Origin of the sequence: Pseudothermotoga lettingae TMO, assembly GCF_000017865.1 — a bacterium.
In the GTDB taxonomy this organism is placed as follows: Bacteria; Thermotogota; Thermotogae; order Thermotogales; family DSM-5069; genus Pseudothermotoga_B; species Pseudothermotoga_B elfii.
The window spans coordinates 1452402-1473098 of the sequence record NC_009828.1; the positions used below are offsets into that span (position 1 = coordinate 1452402).

The 20697-nt window shown below is 38.0% G+C and carries 22 protein-coding genes and 1 tRNA gene; 17 read left to right on the forward strand and 6 right to left on the reverse strand.

Going from position 1 to position 20697, the window contains the following annotated elements:
• Positions 1 to 51: 51 nt before the first annotated feature.
• A complete protein-coding gene (locus TLET_RS10960; protein WP_028843895.1) occupies positions 52 to 267 on the reverse strand; it encodes a hypothetical protein in 216 nt (71 codons plus the stop codon).
• Between TLET_RS10960 and TLET_RS11170 the strand changes: the two genes are divergently transcribed.
• Complete coding sequence (locus TLET_RS11170) at positions 176 to 478, forward strand: DUF7670 domain-containing protein (RefSeq protein WP_456095375.1); 303 nt, start codon at positions 176 to 178, stop codon at positions 476 to 478. The genes TLET_RS10960 and TLET_RS11170 overlap by 92 nt on opposite strands.
• A gap of 185 nt (positions 479 to 663) precedes the next feature.
• The gene (locus tag TLET_RS07125; protein ID WP_012003425.1) at positions 664 to 1986 is read left to right on the forward strand and encodes a cyclic 2,3-diphosphoglycerate synthase; all 1323 of its coding nucleotides are present in this window, start codon (positions 664 to 666) and stop codon (positions 1984 to 1986) included.
• A 218-nt stretch (positions 1987 to 2204) separates the two neighbouring features.
• Here the strand turns inward: TLET_RS07125 and miaB are convergent, their stop codons facing one another.
• Together miaB and rpsB are read right to left on the reverse strand one after the other, a co-directional pair.
• Positions 2205 to 3515 carry a tRNA (N6-isopentenyl adenosine(37)-C2)-methylthiotransferase MiaB gene (miaB, locus tag TLET_RS07130; protein WP_012003426.1) on the reverse strand — a complete coding sequence of 437 codons (1311 nt, stop codon included), beginning with the start codon at positions 3513 to 3515 and terminating at the stop codon, positions 2205 to 2207.
• A 33-nt stretch (positions 3516 to 3548) separates the two neighbouring features.
• Positions 3549 to 4349: a 30S ribosomal protein S2 gene (rpsB, locus tag TLET_RS07135; protein WP_012003427.1), complete on the reverse strand. Its 801-nt coding sequence runs from the start codon at positions 4347 to 4349 to the stop codon at positions 3549 to 3551.
• A gap of 200 nt (positions 4350 to 4549) precedes the next feature.
• On the opposite strand from rpsB, the gene udk reads away from it, so the two are divergent.
• From udk to TLET_RS07190, 11 genes are all read left to right on the forward strand, one after another.
• On the forward strand, positions 4550 to 5164 hold the full coding sequence (gene udk, locus TLET_RS07140; protein ID WP_012003428.1) for a uridine kinase: 615 nt from the start codon (positions 4550 to 4552) through the stop codon (positions 5162 to 5164).
• Entirely contained in the window at positions 5165 to 7600 is a 2436-nt protein-coding gene (locus TLET_RS07145) for a gluzincin family metallopeptidase (RefSeq protein WP_012003429.1), read from the forward strand.
• Positions 7601 to 7638: 38 nt separating this feature from the next.
• On the forward strand, positions 7639 to 9099 hold the full coding sequence (locus TLET_RS07150; RefSeq protein WP_012003430.1) for a glycogen synthase: 1461 nt from the start codon (positions 7639 to 7641) through the stop codon (positions 9097 to 9099).
• A gap of 12 nt (positions 9100 to 9111) precedes the next feature.
• Positions 9112 to 10113: a galactose-1-phosphate uridylyltransferase gene (gene galT, locus TLET_RS07155; RefSeq protein WP_012003431.1), complete on the forward strand. Its 1002-nt coding sequence runs from the start codon at positions 9112 to 9114 to the stop codon at positions 10111 to 10113.
• A gap of 52 nt (positions 10114 to 10165) precedes the next feature.
• Positions 10166 to 10438: a stage V sporulation protein S gene (locus tag TLET_RS07160; RefSeq protein WP_012003432.1), complete on the forward strand. Its 273-nt coding sequence runs from the start codon at positions 10166 to 10168 to the stop codon at positions 10436 to 10438.
• A 4-nt stretch (positions 10439 to 10442) separates the two neighbouring features.
• A complete protein-coding gene (locus TLET_RS07165; RefSeq protein ID WP_012003433.1) occupies positions 10443 to 10691 on the forward strand; it encodes a hypothetical protein in 249 nt (82 codons plus the stop codon).
• Between the two features lie 52 nt (positions 10692 to 10743).
• Positions 10744 to 10818, forward strand: a tRNA-Gly gene (locus TLET_RS07170).
• 67 nt (positions 10819 to 10885) lie between these two features.
• Entirely contained in the window at positions 10886 to 11149 is a 264-nt protein-coding gene (rpsO, locus tag TLET_RS07175) for a 30S ribosomal protein S15 (protein ID WP_012003434.1), read from the forward strand.
• A 73-nt stretch (positions 11150 to 11222) separates the two neighbouring features.
• Positions 11223 to 13355 (forward strand): polyribonucleotide nucleotidyltransferase, encoded by a 2133-nt coding sequence (locus TLET_RS07180; protein ID WP_012003435.1) that lies wholly within the window; start codon positions 11223 to 11225, stop codon positions 13353 to 13355.
• A 68-nt stretch (positions 13356 to 13423) separates the two neighbouring features.
• Entirely contained in the window at positions 13424 to 14650 is a 1227-nt protein-coding gene (locus TLET_RS07185) for a M16 family metallopeptidase (RefSeq protein ID WP_012003436.1), read from the forward strand.
• A gap of 62 nt (positions 14651 to 14712) precedes the next feature.
• Entirely contained in the window at positions 14713 to 15702 is a 990-nt protein-coding gene (locus TLET_RS07190; RefSeq protein WP_228369005.1) for an HD-GYP domain-containing protein, read from the forward strand.
• Between the two features lies 1 nt (position 15703).
• Here TLET_RS07190 and TLET_RS07195 read toward each other — a convergent pair whose 3' ends face one another.
• Genes TLET_RS07195 through TLET_RS07205 form a run of 3 tightly spaced genes read right to left on the reverse strand, consistent with a single transcriptional unit; the run spans position 15704 to position 17002 of the window.
• Positions 15704 to 16183, reverse strand: coding sequence for a ferritin-like domain-containing protein (locus TLET_RS07195; protein ID WP_012003438.1), 480 nt, complete (start codon positions 16181 to 16183; stop codon positions 15704 to 15706).
• A 26-nt stretch (positions 16184 to 16209) separates the two neighbouring features.
• A complete protein-coding gene (locus tag TLET_RS07200) occupies positions 16210 to 16566 on the reverse strand; it encodes a hypothetical protein (RefSeq protein ID WP_028843890.1) in 357 nt (118 codons plus the stop codon).
• Positions 16553 to 17002, reverse strand: coding sequence for an HNH endonuclease (locus tag TLET_RS07205; RefSeq protein WP_041426471.1), 450 nt, complete (start codon positions 17000 to 17002; stop codon positions 16553 to 16555). Before TLET_RS07205 ends, TLET_RS07200 begins: the two co-directional genes overlap by 14 nt.
• Before the next feature lie 188 nt (positions 17003 to 17190).
• Here TLET_RS07205 and tnpA point away from each other — a divergent pair, with 188 nt between their 5' ends.
• The 4 genes from tnpA to mnmE all read left to right on the forward strand — a co-directional run bounded on the left by tnpA (position 17191) and on the right by mnmE (position 20679).
• The gene (tnpA, locus tag TLET_RS07210; protein WP_012003439.1) at positions 17191 to 17604 is read left to right on the forward strand and encodes an IS200/IS605 family transposase; all 414 of its coding nucleotides are present in this window, start codon (positions 17191 to 17193) and stop codon (positions 17602 to 17604) included.
• Positions 17588 to 18760, forward strand: a complete 1173-nt coding sequence (locus TLET_RS07215) for an RNA-guided endonuclease TnpB family protein (protein WP_012003440.1) — start codon at positions 17588 to 17590, stop codon at positions 18758 to 18760. Before tnpA ends, TLET_RS07215 begins: the two co-directional genes overlap by 17 nt.
• A 114-nt stretch (positions 18761 to 18874) precedes the next feature.
• Positions 18875 to 19321 carry a GatB/YqeY domain-containing protein gene (locus TLET_RS07220; RefSeq protein ID WP_012003441.1) on the forward strand — a complete coding sequence of 149 codons (447 nt, stop codon included), beginning with the start codon at positions 18875 to 18877 and terminating at the stop codon, positions 19319 to 19321.
• Positions 19322 to 19326: 5 nt separating this feature from the next.
• Positions 19327 to 20679 (forward strand): tRNA uridine-5-carboxymethylaminomethyl(34) synthesis GTPase MnmE, encoded by a 1353-nt coding sequence (mnmE, locus tag TLET_RS07225; RefSeq protein WP_012003442.1) that lies wholly within the window; start codon positions 19327 to 19329, stop codon positions 20677 to 20679.
• Positions 20680 to 20697 lie beyond the last annotated feature (18 nt).

The following is a 20697-nucleotide window of genomic DNA, read 5'->3' on the forward strand; positions in this document are numbered from 1 at the left end:
AAACACCTCCCGATTTCAAACAAACGTTATGATATCAGATCTTTTTTTCATCTAAAAGATGGTTATATCAAAAATTGCATCAATGCTCAGGAGTATAATGAATTTAGAGGTGGTTGAAATGAACAAAAACAGGCTTCTATTTTGGATACCGAGAGTTCTATGTATTGCATATATTCTGTTTATAAGCCTATTTGCTTTTGACGCATTCAGCGAAAAAGTTACCGTATCAGAATCGATTCTGGCATTCCTGATCCATCTTATACCCACCGCGATCCTGCTCGTTGCACTGATCATCTCATGGAAATGGGAGTGGATAGGGGGTATTTTGTTTATAATTTTTCCTGCAATTTACCTGACTGTTGCCCGCGGGCAATCATTCCTCACTTACCTGATCATATGTACTCCATTAGTTTTAATCAGTGTGCTGTTCTTTGTTAGCTGGTTTTTACAGAACAAAAAATATCGAAAAATAAGATAAACAGTTCACGAAAAGCAAAGGCAGCATACTCGAGCATACGTGAGCATACTTGAGCCTTGCAGGTACTTTTTTTACCTAATCATCGTTATCGAAACTTTCAGGTGATATTTTGGAAATGACACAATTATCCCATGATTGGTATACTACCAGGAGGAATTACATCAAAGACCTCGGAGGTGAGTATTGTGCGGAAAAAAGTCATCATTATGGGTGCTGCAGGTAGAGATTTTCACAACTTCAACACATACTTCAGAGACAACGAAGAATATGAAGTGGTTGCCTTTACAGCGACACAGATTCCAGATATTGAAGGAAGAGTTTATCCTTCAGAACTTGCCGGAAAACTCTATCCAAATGGTATCCCAATTGAGCCAGAATCAAAGCTGACAGAAATAATCAAAAGTCATGATGTTGATGAAGTGATACTCGCTTATAGCGACCTGCCACATCAGTACGTTATGGAAAAAGCCGCAATTGTGACTTCAGCTGGTGCAGATTTTAAATTAATGGGGCCAAAGCACACAATGATAAAATCAAGCAAACCTGTTATAGCAATATGCGCAATAAGAACAGGATGTGGAAAGAGCCAGACCACCAGGAGGGTTCTCGATATACTGAGAGAAAAAGGCCTTAAAGTAATTTCGATAAGGCATCCTATGCCTTATGGAAACCTGGTAGAGCAGAAAGTGCAACGCTTTGCAACTTATGAAGATCTCGATAAACATAAATGTACAATTGAAGAAAGAGAAGAATATGAACCACACATCGATAGGAATTCAGTCATCTACGCCGGTGTTGATTATGAAGCTATTTTAAAAAGCGCTGAAGCAGAAAATCCGGACGTGATTTTGTGGGATGGAGGAAATAACGATTTTCCCTTCTACAAACCAGATTTGTTAATAGTTGTGGTAGACCCTCACAGGCCTGGTCATGAAACAAGTTATTACCCCGGCATGACCAATCTTCTCATGGCAGATGTTGTAGTTATAAATAAAGAAGAGACAGCATCAATGGAAGGCATTGAAATCGTCAGGAAAAATATAGAAAAATGGAACCCAGATGCAATAGTTGTTGATGCGAGTTCACCAATTTTTGTTGAAAACTACAAAGTAATAAAAGGAAAGAAAGTGCTTGTGGTAGAAGACGGGCCTACTCTAACACATGGCGAGATGAAGTACGGTGCAGGATTTGTAGCGGCAAAAAAATTTGGAGCTTCTGAAATAATTGACCCAAGACCTTTTGCAGTTGGATCTATAGTAGAAACTTATAAAAAATACAATCATCTTGACCTGATACTACCAGCCATGGGATATGGGGAAAAACAGATAAAAGAACTGGAAGAGACTATCAACTCATCGAACGCAGATCTGGTTATAATTGGTACACCAATAGATTTGAGACGAGTTATGAAACTCAATAAACCTGCGGTAAGAGTCAGGTATGAACTGCAGGAAATTGGTAAACCGGATCTCGAAGATGTAATAAACAATTTTCTAGATCAAAAATAAAACTGGGTATATGGTTTCTTGAACCTTTTAGTCAACATAAGCGTCTATGAGAGAAAAAAATTAGACTATTTTTGTCTTAGTATTTTGTTAACAGAAACGTTGTTACATAGGAACTTAAAGTGATAGTATTTTTAACTTGAAGTGGATACAATTTAATTAGAAAATGAAGAAACCCCCCTATCCCCCTTGAGATACACCCCCCACGGCTTTGGCGGGCTTTAGAGCCCGCATTTTTTTTGCAACTTTCCATACAGAGGACCTGCTGTTATCTTATCAATCTTCAGCAAAACATTTTCTCCTTCAGAAACTTCCTGAGAAGAAAAAATGATCACTTTATTTCTGATATCCCTGCCGTAATACAAACCCTCTTTTGTCTTTCCTTCAACTATTATTTCAACAACTTTCCCGAGGTACTGCATATTGAGTTCTCTGTTGATCTGTTTTTGCAACTCAAGTAATTTATTTAATCTTTGAACCTTTTCTTCTCTCGGTACATCGTCTTTGAAATACTTGCTTGCTACTGTGCCCTGTCTTGGTGAATACACAGCAAGATTAAGTCTCTCGAAACGGGCTTTCCTGACCAGATCCATTGTTTGCATATAATCATATTCAGTTTCGGTTGGAAAACCAACTATGATGTCGCTACTTATAGAGGCATGGGGTATCTTGCTTCTTATTTTTTCCACTAACTGAAGAAATTGGTCCCTGTCGTATCTGCGATTCATCAATCGCAAAATCCTATTACTCCCGGATTGAACCGGAATGTGGAATGATTTTGCGGCTTTGGGGTCTTCAGCAACAGTTTCTATTAATTTATCAGTAATATCAGTTGGATAAGATGTGAGAAACCATATTCTTTTTATCTGCTCAAATTTGCCTGCCTGTTCGATAAGTGAAGCCAGATTTGTCCCATCTTTTAAATCTTTCCCGTACGCATCTACATTTTGTCCAAGAAATGTTATTTCCTTCACACCGTTCTTCGCAAGTTTTTCAACCTCTAACAGAACATCCGGTAATGGTCTGCTCTTTTCTCTGCCTCTCGTATAAGGTACGATGCAATACGTACAGAATCTGTTACATCCGTGAATAATAGTTATCCACGCATGATGTTTGGAAAACCTCATTCTTGGTGTCTTAGAATCCACGGTACAAATATCATCTTCGAGATAGACAATTTTTTCTCCCCTGGCAGCCTTCTGAAGAACCTCAGCAATTTTCCCAATTGATCGCGATCCAATGACAAAATCTGCTCCGCTTTTTATTAATTCTTCCCCTTCCAGATTTGAACCACAACCAGCAATCCCTATCAGTTTTATCTTTCCAGACTTTTTCAGCTTAACAAACTGTCCAAGGGCAGAATGATATTTTTCCTGGGATTTTTGGCGAACAACGCAGGTATTCAATATAACAATGTCTGCTTCTTCTGGCAAATTTACTACCTCATAACCATGCTGAGAAAGTATCCCTGCCATAGTTTCAGTATCATTGAGATTCATCTGGCAACCGTAGGTTTTGAAAAAAACCCTCATAATCTAATGAAAAGGAGGCAGAAGCCTCCTTATTTATTCCTCCTCTTTGAGATCTGTATCTTCAAACAGGTCAGATATGTCGAGCGAACCTTCCTCTTCTTCACTGGAATCAGACTGAATTGGTTCAGAAGGCGTTTCCTCGGTGAATGACACGCCTTCGCGGCCTTCGAGGTAAGCTTCAGCTATTTTAGAGGTGATCAATTTTATTGATCTGATGGCATCGTCATTCGCCGGAATAACGAAATCAACAGGATCTGGGTCACAATTGGTATCCACTACTCCTATAACTGGTATTCCCATTTTATTTGCCTCTGCAACAGCTATTCTCTCTTTCCTCGGGTCTATGACGTAAATTATGTCTGGTATTCTGTCCATAGCTTTGAGGCCCCCGAGGTTTTTTCTGAGCTTTTCTAAAGCTTTTCTGAGCCTGCTCTGCTCTTTTTTGGGCAATTTTGCAAGCTCACCGTTTTTCTCCATTTCCTCAAGCTCTATAAGCTTATCGATGCGCGGTTTGATTGTCTTGAAATTCGTTATGAGACCTCCAAGCCATCGGTTGTTAACATAAAAAGCACCGCACTTTCCAGCTTCTTCTTTTACAACATGCTGAGCCTGTTTTTTGGTCCCAACGAAAATCATTGTTGCTCCTTCGCTTGCTTTGGACTTCACAAAATCACAGGCTTCCTCCACAAGCTTCAGAGTTTTTTGAAGATCAATGATATAAATACCTTTACGGGCTCCATAAATATAAGGAGCCATTTTGGGGTTCCACCTTCTTGTCCTGTGTCCAAAATGAACCCCTGCTTCAAGTAACTGTTTCATGGTTATAACCGGCATTAAAACACCTCCTGAAGTTTTGGTTAAATCTTCCGTCTTCTTCAACTCCCTCACCGACCCTGCAGAGAGGGCACCGGGGTTTGGGATCTGAAGACGTGCTTTTTTTCAAAAGCCAGTATATTATACACTTAATTGTTAAGATATGGATCAAACAGATGTAAAAATAGAAATCTGATATGATTATTCTCAGGAGGTATAAAATGCTGCTGATAGGTATTGGTGGAGGAACAGGTTCTGGAAAAACTACCGTTGCAAACAAAATAATCAAAAAAGTTGGTCAGCAAAAATGCGCCCTTCTGCCAATGGACAATTACTACAGAGACATGAGTCATTTAACCTTTGAAGAGAGAAAAAAGATTAATTACGATCATCCAAATGTTATAGAACATGAATTACTGAAAGAACACCTTGAGAATCTTCTAAAAGGGTACTCAGTTGAGATACCGACATACGACTTCGTAAACTACGTTAGAAAAAAAGAGCAGATACATTTTTCCCCGAAAAACGTGATTATTGTTGAAGGAATCTTTGCACTTTATTACGAAGAGATCAGCAGATTGTACGGTTTGTCGGTCTATGTTGATGCCGAAAGCGACATAAGATTCATTCGCAGACTCATGCGAGATGTTAAAGAAAGAGGAAGAACAATGGAATCGGTGATAAATCAGTATCTCGAAACAGTCAAACCAATGCACGATGCTCATGTGGAGCCAACCAAGCGGAAAGCAGATATAATAGTGCCAAAGGGTGGATATAACGATAAAGCAATCGAAGTTGTGGTGAATTATATTTTTAAAGAACTGGAGAAAAGCTGAATGAAGAAATTTGTTTTTGCGATACTTATGGCTTGCAGTTTAGCAATTGGAATGGGAAAATTCAAAATGATAAAAACTCTGTGGGTTGATATCGCCTTTGAAGAAGGGCTTGAAAGACAAGCATTTTTGCTTGCCCAGGAAGCCGATAAAATCTACAGTAAATTATCAGAAGAATTCAACCTTCATCTTGCAAAAAGACCCACTGTATATTTGATTGACAAAACTGATATTTCAAACGGATTTGCAAACCCATTGAATAACGTTATAGTAATCTATCCCAACGATATTGACCCGTACATTTTAACGCCGAACTACAAGAACTGGGTCACATTTTGCTTCACCCACGAACTGGCACATCTTTTTATTTCAAATAACTTTGCAGATTACTTTTCGCCTCTGAAAATTTTTGGGCATGCTGTTCCAGCATCTCTGCAATCAATTCTTATTCCTATGTATTTACATGAAGGACTCGCAACGTATTTTGAAACCTATATAACAGGTACTGGGCGTGCCAGTGATACACTTTTCGAAAACTACATGGATGTTGCAAAAAGCAGTGACGTGGGAGTAAGGTATGCTTCGTCCATAAATTCACGTAGATGGCTTGCAGGTGGCCCAAGCTATGTTCAGGGATTGTCATTACTGAAGTATATTGAAACTAAGCACGGTCATGACGCGGTAATGAAACTCTTCGAGAAAATTTCTCAAAATCCATTATCCGGTTTCTACAGATCATTGAAAACAGTACTTTCAGACAGAGAAATAAAAGATTGGCTTTCTATAAAGAATTATTCCACAAAGGGCGAAAAACTATCAGAAACGCTTCTTTCAATAAGCAAACTTGATCTAAATGCGTGGAGAATTTACTATGCAGCCAGGAAATACAATGGTGAGGAGGCAATTTATTATTACGACACCTTTGCTGAAGAAAATGTCAAATTAATAGACGTTGATAACGTAATATCATTTGCAGTTAACAGAACTCGATTGATTGCCATAGCAAGGTATGCAAATGAAAATGGATCATCAATCTCAAAATTGTATCTTTATTCCGGAAGCGTGAAAGACCTTCAAATAACTGGCATTGTTGATATAGCCTGGATGAATGATTTTGAACTTGCAATGATCAGGCAGCAAAATGGTCAGAGAACTATAGAAGTATATGATTTGAGAAACAGAGAAACAAGAAAGATCCTCGAGCCAAAAGAAAACTTAATACCCCTCCAGATAACTGCATCAGAAGATAAAATTATCTTTACTGCAAAAACACAAAATCAGGTGGATTTATTCATGATTGATAAAGAAGCGCACATAATGAATCTGACAAACAATATATTTACAGAGGTATCGCCAAAACTTATCTCTAATTCACTTTATTTTTGTGCAGATTATTCGGGAAAATTTACACCATATTTGCTTGATATAGAAAATGGGAAACTGCTGGAAATTTCTGCAACAGATGCCATATCCTCCCTGATTCTCTATGACAAAATCTATTATTTTAAAGCTGTACCGGGAGGTTTTTCTCTCTTCAGACAGGATAAAGTTTTAGATCACGAAATTCATTTGTCTTTTAAGGAATTCAGTCCAGAACCTTTGAAATCTGTTATCCTCGATGAAGAACAATATTTCTATGATTCAATCAAACCGAGATTTGTTCTGCCATTTCCTTATTTTTCACCATCCTTAGAAGGAACAGATTACGGATTAGGAGTTGCCGCTGGTTTTTGGGACGATCTTATGGATAATTACGCCATTTTTGGATTTATTTGGTCGTGGGAAAACTGGGCTGCAAAACTTTTGCTTAATTCTGGAAAGGATGCTTTATTTTCTATACAGTTCGATCAAAAAGATCAACAATTTTCTTTAAGAACAGAACTGGATGTACCATTTCGAATAAATAAAAGCACGGTGTCGGAAAAGGTAGATTTGATAGCAGGTATTGAGATCAATGAAACACTGAGTTTGACTCCAGACCTGCAAGTTATCTACACAACAGGATCTGTTGGCGGGAAATTGCATCAGCAAAGTTTTCCAGATCTTGCTCTCTGGATCTCTGCTTTACCGGATTTTCGAATTGGTTTTTCAAAAGCTTTCCTGATAAAAGATTTTTTGCTTCAACTTTTTGGTCAGGCAGCTAAAGAATTTGTCCAATACGGTGCACATGTGGTAATTCCCGGACCATTGTTGAATATCGGTACGGTAGATGGATTTTGCGCAACTGACAGCATAAATTTCTCAGCTGGCTTTTCAAACACTCTCAGCGCAAAAGAAAACAGTTACAAAATATGGTTTAGATCTGTCTTTAATTCCCACATAGCGTATCAAATACCTTTACCAATTTTTGTCGAGATTGGGTTACAATCCGATCAGGGATATATAAAAATTGGTTTGGAAGATATTCTAAGTGAGTTCCTCGGTATGAAGAATCATTGATTTTTAAAGCCATGGTATAATTCAAAAGAGGTGATAGCATGAGAGTCGCTATGGTTGCTTATGAGGTATACCCATTTGCTAAAGTCGGTGGACTCGCCGATGTTGTCGGATCTTTACCAAAAGTTATAGAAAAACAGGGGGTAAAAGTTACTGTTTTTATGCCCTTCCATAAAATTGTCTCAAAAAACTGTGAAAAACTTGGCCTGGAGATAAAAGAAGTGGCCAGGGCAATCTCTTTGCCGAATCTTCAAACCAAAGAAAAATTCGATTTGTACAAATCAACTGTACCGGCCACAAATGTTTCAGTTTATTTTATATCGAACGATTATTATTTCTCCGCAGATAATGTATATGAAGGACCTGATTTGGCGGAGCAGTCTATTTTTTTCTCAAATGCAGCAATTGAAGCCATGAAATACCTTTCAGAAACATTCGACATAGTACATGCCCACGACTGGCAAACTGGCCTGGTCCCGGTTTATTTAAAAACTTTATATAGGACAGATCCGTTTTTTAATAGAACAGCTACAGTTTTCACCATCCATAATCTTGGTTATCAGGGTGTGTTTAATCCAGGTTACATGAAATTCGCAGGTTTACCCGCCTATTTATTCAACATAGACGGTTTGGAATTTTACGGTCAAATAAATTTCCTAAAAGGCGGTATATTATTCAGCGACATAGTAACAACTGTGAGCCCAACCTATGCTCAGGAAATCCAGACAGAACAATTTGGCGAAAAACTCGATGGTGTTCTCAGACTAAGAGCAGAAGACCTGTATGGTATTCTGAATGGAATCGATTATTCAGAATACAATCCAGCAACTGATAAAAGAATATATGTTAATTACGATATAGACCATATTGAAAAGAAAAAAATGAATAAATCCGAACTGCAGAAGGAACTAAATCTGCAGGTGAGGGACGATGTACCCCTCATAGGTATGATAAACAGACTTGTTGATCAAAAAGGTCTTGATCTTATAGAAAAAATTGTCGATTACATGATGATGTTCGACATACAGTTTGTCGTACTTGGAACAGGAGATAAGAAATACGAAGAATTCTTTAAAAATATTGAGAAAAAATACCCGCAGAAAATTTCCAGCAACATGAAATTCGATGTAGATTTGGCACAGAAAATTTACGCGGCAAGCGATATGTTCCTGATGCCATCAAGATACGAACCATGTGGATTGGGTCAGATGTACAGTTTGAGATATGGTACAGTGCCAATAGTTCGTTATACCGGTGGACTTGCTGATTCAGTAAAGGAGTACGATCCAAAAACAAGAGACGGTAATGGATTCGGTTTTAGAGAATATGACACGGCACATTTACTTGAAACTGTAGCAAAAGCAGTATATTTTTACAAGAAAGAAAAAGATCACTGGGGTAAAGTAGTTAAAAACGCAATGAAAACAGATGTTTCCTGGGACAGGTCGGCAAAGCAGTATCTAAAGATTTACCAGGAAGCTTTACGGAAAAAGCAATTCTGAGGAGGAGAAAGAATGCCTGAGTTCAGAAAAGATCCGGTCATAAAAAGATGGGTGATAATAGCTACCGAGAGGGCAAAGCGGCCACATGATTTTGTCAAACCGAAAGTAGAAGAAAAAGCAGGTTTTTGCCCATTTGACTACGGAAACGAGCATACTACCCCGCCGGAGATAATTGCATTCAGACCTGCCGACACCGCGCCAAATACACCTGGCTGGTGGGTAAGAGTGGTACCCAATAAATTTGGCGCCGTGAACCCTGACCTGACGCCCAGAAAATATGGAGTAGGTATGTTTGACGCAATGGATGGCTTTGGTTACCATGAAGTAATTATCGAGACACCAGATCACAACACTCACCTTGCATTGATGGATTACAAACAGGTGGAAGAGGTTATATGGGCTTACAAGCAGAGATTTGAAACGATAATGAAAGATTCAAAAATACAGTATGTCCTGATTTTCAAAAACCACGGTAGTGATGCAGGCGCATCTCTTCAGCACCCTCACAGTCAATTAATAGCAATTCCAACAATCCCCAAAAGAGTCCAAGAAGAACTCAGCGGTTCTCAGGAATATTTTTCTTACAAAGAGAGATGTGTTTTTTGCGACATAATAGATCAGGAACTTCAGCTTCAAGAAAGAATAGTTGAAGAAAATGAAGATTTCGTTTCGATAGAGCCTTTTGCTGCAAGATTTCCATGCGAGACATGGATTATACCTAAAAGGCATTCACACGATTTCAGAAACATCCTTGACAAGGAGGTTAAGTCGTTTTCGCAGATACTCAAGAACACTCTCTACAAAATATACGGCGCCCTTGACAACCCACCTTACAATTTCATGCTTCACACGGCTCCAAACACAGGGGAAGGAAAGAATTATTATCACTGGCATTTAGAAATCGTGCCACGCCTGACGAAAGTTGCTGGATTCGAGTGGGGATCAGGATTTTATATAAACCCGATGCCCCCAGAAGAGGCAACAAAATATTTACGTGCGGTTGAAATACCATGAAATTGTGGTAAAATAATTGCGCACATCCTTTAATCCAAGGAGGATTGGTAGAATGGAGATTTTGAAGGTGAGCTCAGGGTCAAATCCAAACAAAGTAGCTGGTGCTATTGCTGGTGCCCTTTCAAAAGCAGACAAAGTCGAAATTCAAGCGATTGGTGCGGGGGCTGTTAACCAGGCTGTGAAAGCTATCGCTGTAGCGAGAAGATTTTTGAACGAGGGTGGGAAAGACATTTACATGGTTCCTGGATTCATCGAAGCGTTAATCGACAATGAAACACGAACAGGAATGTCCTTCAAAGTCTTTGTGACTCAGAAACAATCTTGAGGAAATGGAAGATGTTCTTCAAGAGATTGTAAGAGCTTGTCGGGAAGACAAAAGGATTTTTGAGATTGTCCAATCAGTAGCACTGATGAGCAGAGAAGAAAAAGAACAGCTTAGGGCAAAGGTTAAAAACTATTTTCTTGACAAAACAGGGCAAATGGATGTACAGGCTTATCGATTTTATAATTTCATTCTCGATAATGCCAACGCACAGAAAATTGTTGAGATTGTTTCATCAGATGGACTGTGTGTTTAATTTTTGTTGTGATAAGTTCATGTACCCGGAAACTGTGGTATAAATGTTTTGTGCGGGTGTAGCTCAGCGGTAGAGCATCAGCTTCCCAAGCTGAGGGTCGCGGGTTCGAATCCCGTCGCCCGCTCCAGCCCCAACTTGGACATGGGACTGAACCCTGCCTGGGTTGGTGGACTTCGACTATGGAGGTGCAGTTAATGAATCAAGAGGAGAAGAAGAAAATCATCGAACAGTTTAGAATCAACGAGAAAGACACGGGATCTGCAGAGGTACAGGTAGCTATTTTAACGGCAAGAATAAGACACCTTACTGAGCATTTAAAAGCCCACCCAAAAGATTTTCACTCTCGGCGTGGTCTAATGAAAATGGTTGGAAGGCGTAGAAAGCTCCTTAGATATTTGAGAAAATCAAATCCCGAGTCCTATAAATCCCTGATTGAAAAACTAAATCTTAGAGGTTAACAAGTTAAAATTTATAAAAGGCGGGCATCTGCCCGCTTTTGGTTTCTTCAAAGCAAAAGTTGAGGTGATTAATTTGAAAACTTGGAAACGCGAAATACTTGGAAGAGAATTTATTGTTGAACATGGAAAAGTGGCCAAACAGGCCAATGGTGCTGTTGTTGCCAGAATTGGCGATACGACAGTCCTTGCAACTGCTGTCATGTCTGATTCCGCAGTAGAAGGGATCGATTTTGTCCCTTTGACTGTTGAATTTCAGGAGAGATTTTACGCCGCAGGTAAAATACCGGGAGGATTCATAAAAAGAGAAGGAAAACCAAGCGAAATGGCTATACTCTCGGCAAGAACTATCGACAGGCCAATAAGACCTCTTTTCCCAAAACACCTGCGCAATGAAGTTCAGGTGGTTGTGACAGTTATATCGACAGACTCGGTTAACACACCGGATATAGTTGGTGTTTTTGCTGCTTCGCTCGCTTTGAACATATCAGACATACCATTCAATGGAATCGTCGCGGCAGTGAGAGTGGGATTGGTTGATGGAAAAATAGTACTGTTTCCAACTGAAGATCAGCTTCAAAAAAGTCTGCTTGATATAGTTGTTGCTGGTACTGAAGACACCATAACAATGGTTGAAGGTGAAGCAAAAGAAGTCAGCGAGTCTCAGATGCTTCAGGCTCTTCTCAAAGCACACGATGCTATCAAGCAAATCATTGATTTCGAGAAAGAAATTCTTTCCTATTTCAATATTGAAAAAGCACAGATTGCGGAAAAAACTTTGCCAGAAGAAATTGAAAAAGAATTTTCGCAATTGCTTGATGGCAACGAATTGAGAGAAAGACTTTTAATCCAAGGGAAAAAAGCAAGAAGCAACGCTCTGAGTGAGTATTTCAAAAAAATCTATGAAATCTTAGAGGCCAGATATGGAACTGAAAAAATCGAAGAATTGTCAGTTTTGTTGAAAGACAAATATGAAGAAGCACTGAAGTATAAAATGAGAAGAATCATAGTGGAAGAAGGCACTCGACTGGATATGAGGAAACCGAAAGATATAAGACCAATAACCTGTGAAACAGGCCTGCTTCCGCGAGTTCACGGCTCCGCGTTGTTTACCAGAGGCGAGACACAGAGTCTCGGTATAGTTACTCTTGGGGCACCAATGGATGAACAGATAATAGATTCTCTACTCGAAGAGGGAACAAAAAGATTCATGCTCCATTATAATTTTCCTCCCTTCTCCACAGGTGAAGTAAAACCGCTTAGAGGACCAAGCAGGCGTGAAATTGGGCACGGACATCTGGCGGAAAGGGCTTTAAAATTTGTATTACCTGATGAAGACAGATTTCCATACACAATTCGTATTGTTTCGGAGATTCTCGAATCCAATGGCTCTTCTTCGATGGCAACAGTGTGTTCTGGTTCTCTCGCCCTTATGGACGCCGGCGTACCAATTAGCAAACACGTAGCCGGTGTAGCTATGGGGTTGATACTCGAAAAAGATTCGCAGATAGTTTTGACGGACATTCTCGGCGCAGAAGACCACTGGGGAGATATGGACTTCAAAGTTGCAGGTACTCGCGATGGTATAACAGCATTTCAGATGGATTGCAAAGTATCTGGAGTTTCTGCCGATCTACTTGAAAGAGCTTTAAATCAAGCTAAGGAAGCGAGATTATATGTACTTGAAAAACTTTACGAAACGATTTCCAAACCAAGAGACACTTTATCCAAGTATGCCCCTGTAATAAAAGTAATATCAATAGATCCATCAAAAGTGGCTGAGATAATTGGCCCGGGAGGAAAAATCATAAAAGCCCTGATAAAAGACTATGATGTTAAAATCTCGGTTGACGATCTCACAGGTAAAGTAAGTGTGATCGGCGGCAACGAGGAAAAAGTAGATGCTGCTATTGAGCAGATTAATTCTATATTAAAAGAAATCTCCGTTGGCGACGTATTTAGTGGAAAAGTGACACGTATTGAACCTTTTGGTGTTTTTGTGGAAATATCTCCCGGAAAAGTGGGACTGTTGCACCAGAGCAAACTTATAACAGACTTGAAAACTGTAAAAATAGGAGAAACAATGCGTGTCAAAGTTAGCAACATAGATAATCTTGGAAGACTTCAACTCGAGGAATTTTCCGATTCTCCGGATCATAAGCATGGCGAGAAGCGTTCATTCAAGAGACATAGAAAAAACGATAATTAAGAGAGAATCTTTAACCAACAAATGCCAGCATTTTGCTGGCTTTTTGTGTAAAACAGGGAGGATTATGCATGCAAATTGAGATAAAAAAAACAAATTCAAATAAGATCTACATTGTACCGGTAAACGGTGTTGAAACTGTATCAATTGCATTCATTGTTCCGGCAGGTTCAACATCTGAAGACAAAGAATATGCAGGCTGCGCACACCTTCTGGAACATATAGTATTTAAAGGTACGAAAAGATACGATGAGTTCTCGCTGAAATATGAACTGGAAGTTTTCGGAGGTAGTTTAAACGCGTTCACCACAAAAGATTTCACAGTGTACTATGCCAGAGTTCCATACTTTCATTTTGAAAAAGCTGTGGACATACTCGGAGAACTTGTCTTTAGCCCTCTCATCGAAGAAGAGGCGGTAAATCTGGAGAAATCTGTGGTCATAGAGGAAATAAAATCCTATAACGAAGATCATTTAACTCGCGTTCATGATCTGTTTGCTGAGAGTATATTAAAAGAACCTTATTCCAGGCCGATCAGTGGATACGAAGAAACGGTGAAAAAAATCGACGCCGATGTGCTGAAAAAATTTCATCAGAAACACTACGGTAGTATCAAGGTTATTGTCGTGGGCAAGGTAACTGATGATCTCTTAAAAACAATTGCGAATATCCTGAGAAATGATAAACCCGTTTCTGAAAACAACCTGAAAGTGAATTTCAGCAATCCTTCCAATGCTTATGAAGCCAGATCGAACATAACTCAGGTACACATGATTACAGGAACTCCAATCGAAATAGGTCTTGAAGATAAGAGATATCCTGCCCTTCTCGTTCTCAATACTCTATTGGGAAGTGGAATGAGCTCTTTATTATTCAACACGATAAGAGAAAAGCTTGGATTGGTTTATGAAATTGACACAGTTGGCAATTTCTGGAAAGAATCTTCTTTAATAGGTATCTATGCATCTACAAGTACTGAAAAGTTTCCAAGATATGTACAGGAAATAAACACCATATTGAAAAGGGCCACAATAGAAAAACATTATTTTGAATACGGCAAAAAGAGGTTAATTGGAAAACTTCAAATGATCACAGAAAGTGTTCCGAGTGTGTTTGCTTATGTACTCGAATTTCTCATATCAAGAAGTGAACCACTACCGATTGAAAGGTTATTCGAAAAAATCGAATCTGTTGAATACAATCATGTTCAAAATCTATGGCGAGAGATTTGTGAAAACAGATGGCACTGGACCTGTATAATTCCACATGGAGAAGAAAGGTTGATGAAAGAGCTATGACTCAAACTGAAGGTCAGCTTATCTGGAAAGTGGTAGATTCTTTGCTTCCCGGAGATATATGTATGGAAACTATAAAACTTTCTAAGGAGCAGCCACCGGTAATCAAAATGGGGGAAATGCTCGATTCAGAAAAAATTGAAATCCTCAAAAAATCGAATGTAAGATACCTGTGGGTCAAGATACCACCAGCAATTCCACCTGTAATAGAATCACAGAAAATAGATAAAATTAAAGAGGATATCAAAGATATTTTCAAAACCGCAGGCGAAAAAATGACCATAAACAAAAAAAATATTGAAAATCTTTCACAGGAAATTGTGAACAACGTGGTGAAGAATTTTTCTGACAAGATATCTTTGATTTTTCTTATTCAGGAAAATGACGAAGAATACACTTATGTTCATGAAGTCCACGTTGGAATAATTTCATCTCTTGTAGCAATGGAGATGGGACTTAAGATAAGTGACATAGCAAGACTGACTTTTTCAGCCATTATCCACGATGTAGGAAAAATAATGGTACCCAAAGACATCCTGTATGCTCCGAGAAGACTTACCCAAAATGAATTCGAGGTCGTAAAGCGACACGTTGAATTTGGAGAAAGAATATGTAAATTGTCCAAAGTGGAAGATGAATTTGTCCTGAGTGGCGTAAAAGATCATCACGAAAAACTTGATGGGACGGGTTATCTGAGAGGGCTTAAGTCAGATAATATATCACTGCCAGCCAGAATTATTGCCATTGCAGATATATACGATGCTCTAATCTCAAACAGATCTTACAAAGCACCATGGTCACCATACAAAGCCATATCTGAGTTAATAAGAATGGCCTCTATGGGAAAGCTTGATAAGAAAGTTTTGTCTGCCTTCATATCAATTCTGGGACTTTATCCCATCGGAACAACAGTTTTATTAAACAGCAGCGAAAAAGCAGTCGTTGTTGCAAACACAAAAGATCATATCACTCAGCCTGTTGTTCGATTACAAGATGGTTCTGTCGTAGATATATCGAAAGAAAAAAATTTAAGGGTAATTCAGGTTTTAGACTGATCTAAAAAAGAGGCACAAAGCCCTGATCATCCCAGAACTGTTTCATTGATTCATCATAAAGTTCTCTGAGCATATCTCTATGTTCCTTTTCCCAGTTAGCAAGAGAAATAAGCGAATCCTTCACCTTCAAATCATCTGTTTTTTTAGCAGCATTCTCGTAAAAATTTGCAAAATCATGTTCTATCAGATATGCCATTCTTAAAACAGACAGATCTGTCAGAAACTCATCTTTTTCTCCTATCTCCTGAAGTTTTCTATTTTCAAAATATTGTGAACCTTGAAAAGATAATCCTGCATCAATTTCATCTTTTAAAAGAGATTCTATATACTCGGCGTGCGCCTGTTCCATCTCTGCAAGTTGTTTGAATATGTCCTTCAATTGAGAATTGCTTAATTTGGAAAGCCAGTCTTTATAAAAATTTCTGCCTTCTATCTCGCGTGCAAGGGCATATTTGAGCACCAATTTCGTCTGTTCATTCATTGTTTCACCTCCTCTTTAACAAAAATTTAGCAAGAAGTCTCCATCTTATAGAAGATGGAGATGAATTGCTGACAAATATAGCTATTGTTTCTACATATCAGATTGAGTTTTTCTGAATTTATCTGTTTGTATTTGCCTGAAACTTGCAGATACTCACCATAAATATTCTGCACATATACCCACTTTCCTGTAAAACCGCTTATAAACCCTGCTATTTGTAGTTCTGGTATATACACCTTGTCCCATAAACACCATTTCTTTTTTCTTGTTACTATTTCTTTTGTGTTCTTACTGTTTCTTTTTGCTTCTCTATTAGGTTGACTTCTACCTTTACGAGGAATCTCTTCGTGCAAGCTGCGTTTCTTTTTCCTAACTTGCTTCACAATAATACCACACATCATCTTGCTTCTTTGGCCTTATCCCTGTAATAGCAATAGCATCATTAATATGCGATTTCTCTAACCCCCACTCTCTTCTTGTCCTTTTAGTATATAACCCAAATGTATACGCTATTTTTTGTAATTTAGGCACAAGATAATCTCTTAAAACATTCATAAAAACTGTTGACCGAAAATCTCTTATTTTCGGTAACTTTTTCCCTGTAAACTCTTCATACGACATATTCCCCTTTGCCATATTATGAGTCTCACAACAACAGACTAAATTGGTTGGATTATCTGTCCCGCCTTTACTACGCGGTATTATATGGTCTGCTGTTAGTTTTTCTGAACATTGTATATCAGATCTTAAATCTTTATAATGACATTGATAGTTATCTCTTATCTTTACGTATTCCTTTATACTGTCAAAGTCTTTCATCACACCATTCTGATACTCTGCTCTTCGAATGTTGGGATTTATAATAGCCTGTACATCAAATTGTCCTACTTCTACTTTAACAAGAAATCCGACAAGAAGTCTCCATCTTATAGAAGATGGAGATGAATTGTTGGAGAAAAAGTATTGACAAAAATCAGTTTCGGTATATAATGATATAGGTGACGATTATGAAGTTAGATACTAATAAACATTCAGTATTTCTTTTACATTATCATCTTGTGCTGGTAATAAAATATAGACGTGATGTGATTACTGACCAAATTTCTAAAAGACTCAAAGAAATATTTGAGTATATCCAACCGAGCTATAACATAACACTGTTGGAATGGAATCATGACAGAGACCACGTACACGTCTTATTTAAAGCTACTCCAACAACGCAACTTTCAAAATTCATAAACGCCTACAAAAGTGCTTCATCAAGACTTATAAAGAAAGAATTTCCAGAAATTAGAAAAAAGCTTTGGAAAGGAAATTTTTGGTCCAGAAGCTATTGTTTGATATCGACAGCTGGAGTACCAATTGAGATAATTAGAAAATACATCGAAAGTCAAGGTGCTAAGAGTGCTCAGAGCCTATAAGTACAGAATTTATCCGACAAAGGAACAAAGAGAATTTTTTGAAAAAACCTTTGGCAGCTGTAGATTTGTTTGGAATAAAATACTTGAAGAAAAATTGCAAGCTTTGGAACGCGGTGAAAGACTTCCAAGAATAACTCCTGCCAAATATAAAGAGGAATTTCCTTTTCTAAGGGAAGTAGATAGTCTTGCACTTGCTAATGTACAGTTACAACAAGAGCAAGCATTCAGAAATCACTTCAAAAATAGAAAAATGTTTGGAATACCGAAATTCAAAAAGAAAAAAGACAAACAATCTTTTACTACAAACAACCAAAACGGAACAGTAATGCTTATTGCCGAGTATCTGAAAATACCAAAACTAAAAACACTAATAAGAATGAAACAGCACAGAACATTTGAAGGAACTATAAAGTCAGTAACAATTTCAAAAACAAAAACAGGGAAGTATTATGTTAGCGTGCTTGTTGAAGAAGAACCAAAGCAAGATTACAACAATAACAAGAAAAATCTAATATGTGGAATAGACGTTGGAATTATAAGCTTTGCTACAATCGCAACTGATACAGGAATTGTGAAGATTGAATATCCAAAATACCTTATTAAAAACGAAAAACGACTAAAAAGATTACAAAGGCAGTTATCAAGAAAACAACGGAATTCGAAAAACTATGAAAAAGCAAGAATAGTGCTTGCCAAAAAGCATGAATATATAAGAAACGCAAGAGAAGATTTTCTTCATAAATTGTCAAAGACCATCATAGACGATAACCAAGTCGTGGTGGTTGAAGGATTAAATATTAAAGGACTGACAAGAACAAAACTTGCCAAACACATCCTTGATAATTCATGGTCAAAGTTTATAAGTTTTCTAAAATATAAAGCAGACATGTATGATGTAAAAGTAATAGAAGCAGGTCAATTTTTTCCTTCTTCAAAAACATGTAGTATATGCGGATACATTAACAAAGAACTTGAATTGAAAGACCGCGTCTGGACATGCCCTAAATGTGGAACAACTCACGATAGAGATGAAAACGCTGCAATAAACTTGAGAGAGTATGGATTAGATTTATATAACCAATTAGTAGGGATGGAACAGCCCGAATTGACGCCTGTGGAGACTGGACCTCTACCGCAAGGCAAGTCTGGTCGATGAAGCAGGAAGCCTTCGTTTCTAAAAGCGGAGGTAGTTCACACTTTATTCATCTGTAATTATTATACAACGAGTGTATAAAAATTATCAGGACTGAAAAAACAGGAGGCTGGTAAAATGACTCTAAAAGAAAGGTTAGCTTTCGACTTGAAAGATGCTATGAAGAACAGAAACGAAGCAAAAATCAGAACTGTGAGATTACTTATGTCTGCTATCAAGAACTTTGAAGTAGAAAAGATGGCACAGGCCACCGACGAAGAAATTGTTCAAATTATGATCAAAGAAGCCAAAAAGAGAATAGAGTCAATTGATATGTACAAACAAGCTGGAAGGAATGATCTTGTATCAGAAGAGCAGGAAGAATTAGATATTATCAATTCGTATCTACCAGAACAAATGAGTGAAGACGAAATAAGACAATTAGTCATGAAAATCATCCGGCAAAACAATCTTTCGAATCCGAAGGACCTGGGCACAGCTATGAAATTGATAATGCCACAAGTGAAGGGAAAAGCTGATGGAAAACTGGTTAATAAAATAGTGAAAGAGTACTTGGGAGGGTAAAATATTTGCCGGACACAATAGTTGCAATCTCAACACCAATAGGAACTGGTGCTATATCAGTAATTAGAATGAGTGGCAGCAAATCTTGGCAAATATGTCAGAATGTCTTGCTTAGGAAAACAAAAATTGAACCAAGAAAAGCTTTTCACAACTATGTTAAAGACTCTGATGGAACAATACTCGACGAAGTAATGGTGATTTTCTATAAATCGCCAAACTCATATACCGGAGAAGATATGATTGAAATAATGTGCCACGGCGGAATAGCTGTAACCCAATCTATTCTTGATACTCTAATTTCTCACGGTGCAAGGCCTGCTGAACCGGGTGAATTTACGAGAAGAGCTTTTCTTAATGGAAAAATTGATTTGACAAAAGCAGAGGCTGTAAAGCAAATTATAGAAGCTTCTTCACGCAAAACAGTTAAACTTGTTGCCGCAAATCTTGCAGGAAGGCTATCCGAAATTGTTCATAAATTGAGAGAAACATTGCTTGGAACACTTGCAAAAATAGAGGTAGAGTTTGATTACCCAGACGAAATCCTGACAGATCCCTATTTGATAGAAAAGGAACTAAACGATGCTATTTTGCAAATTGAGGAAATTCTCAAAAACGCTCAGAACAGACTTATTTTATCATCCGGTATTAAAGTAGTAATTATTGGAAAACCGAATGTTGGAAAATCTACCTTGCTGAACACTTTAGTAAAAGAGGAACGGGCTATAGTAACAGACATACCCGGAACAACGAGAGACTTAATAGAAGTTCCGTTGATGATAAATGGAATTTCCTTCACTTTGATTGACACTGCTGGTATAAGACATTCTCATGATGAAGTCGAAAAAATAGGTGTCGAAAGGGCTATAAAAGCTGCTGATGAAGGGAATTTAATCCTTTTTGTCCTTGATGCAACCACACCGGTAGACGAAAACGACAAAAAAATACTGAGCCTTATAAAAGAAAAGAAGTACATAGTTGTTATAAATAAAATCGATGCAACAGATTTAATAGATCGAGAAGAACTAAAAAAAATCTTGGGAACTAACACACATGTATTGACCATCTCAGCTTTAAAAAAGGAAGGTATACAGCGTTTAGAGGAAGAAATAATAAAATCTGTGAAGGATCTTATTCAACAAACCGATGGGTACATAACCACCCAAAGGCAATATGAATACCTCGCAAGTTGTAGAAAAGAATTATCAGATTCAATAGAAGCATTCAAAAAAAAGCTGCCTCTGGATATAGTTGCTCAAAAAGTTAAAGAGGCTTTGGGCAGTATTGATAAGCTACTTGGGACAGATTATACAGACGATCTGCTTGATAGGATATTCAAAGATTTTTGTGTGGGAAAATAAAAGGGGGCAGTCAAAGCC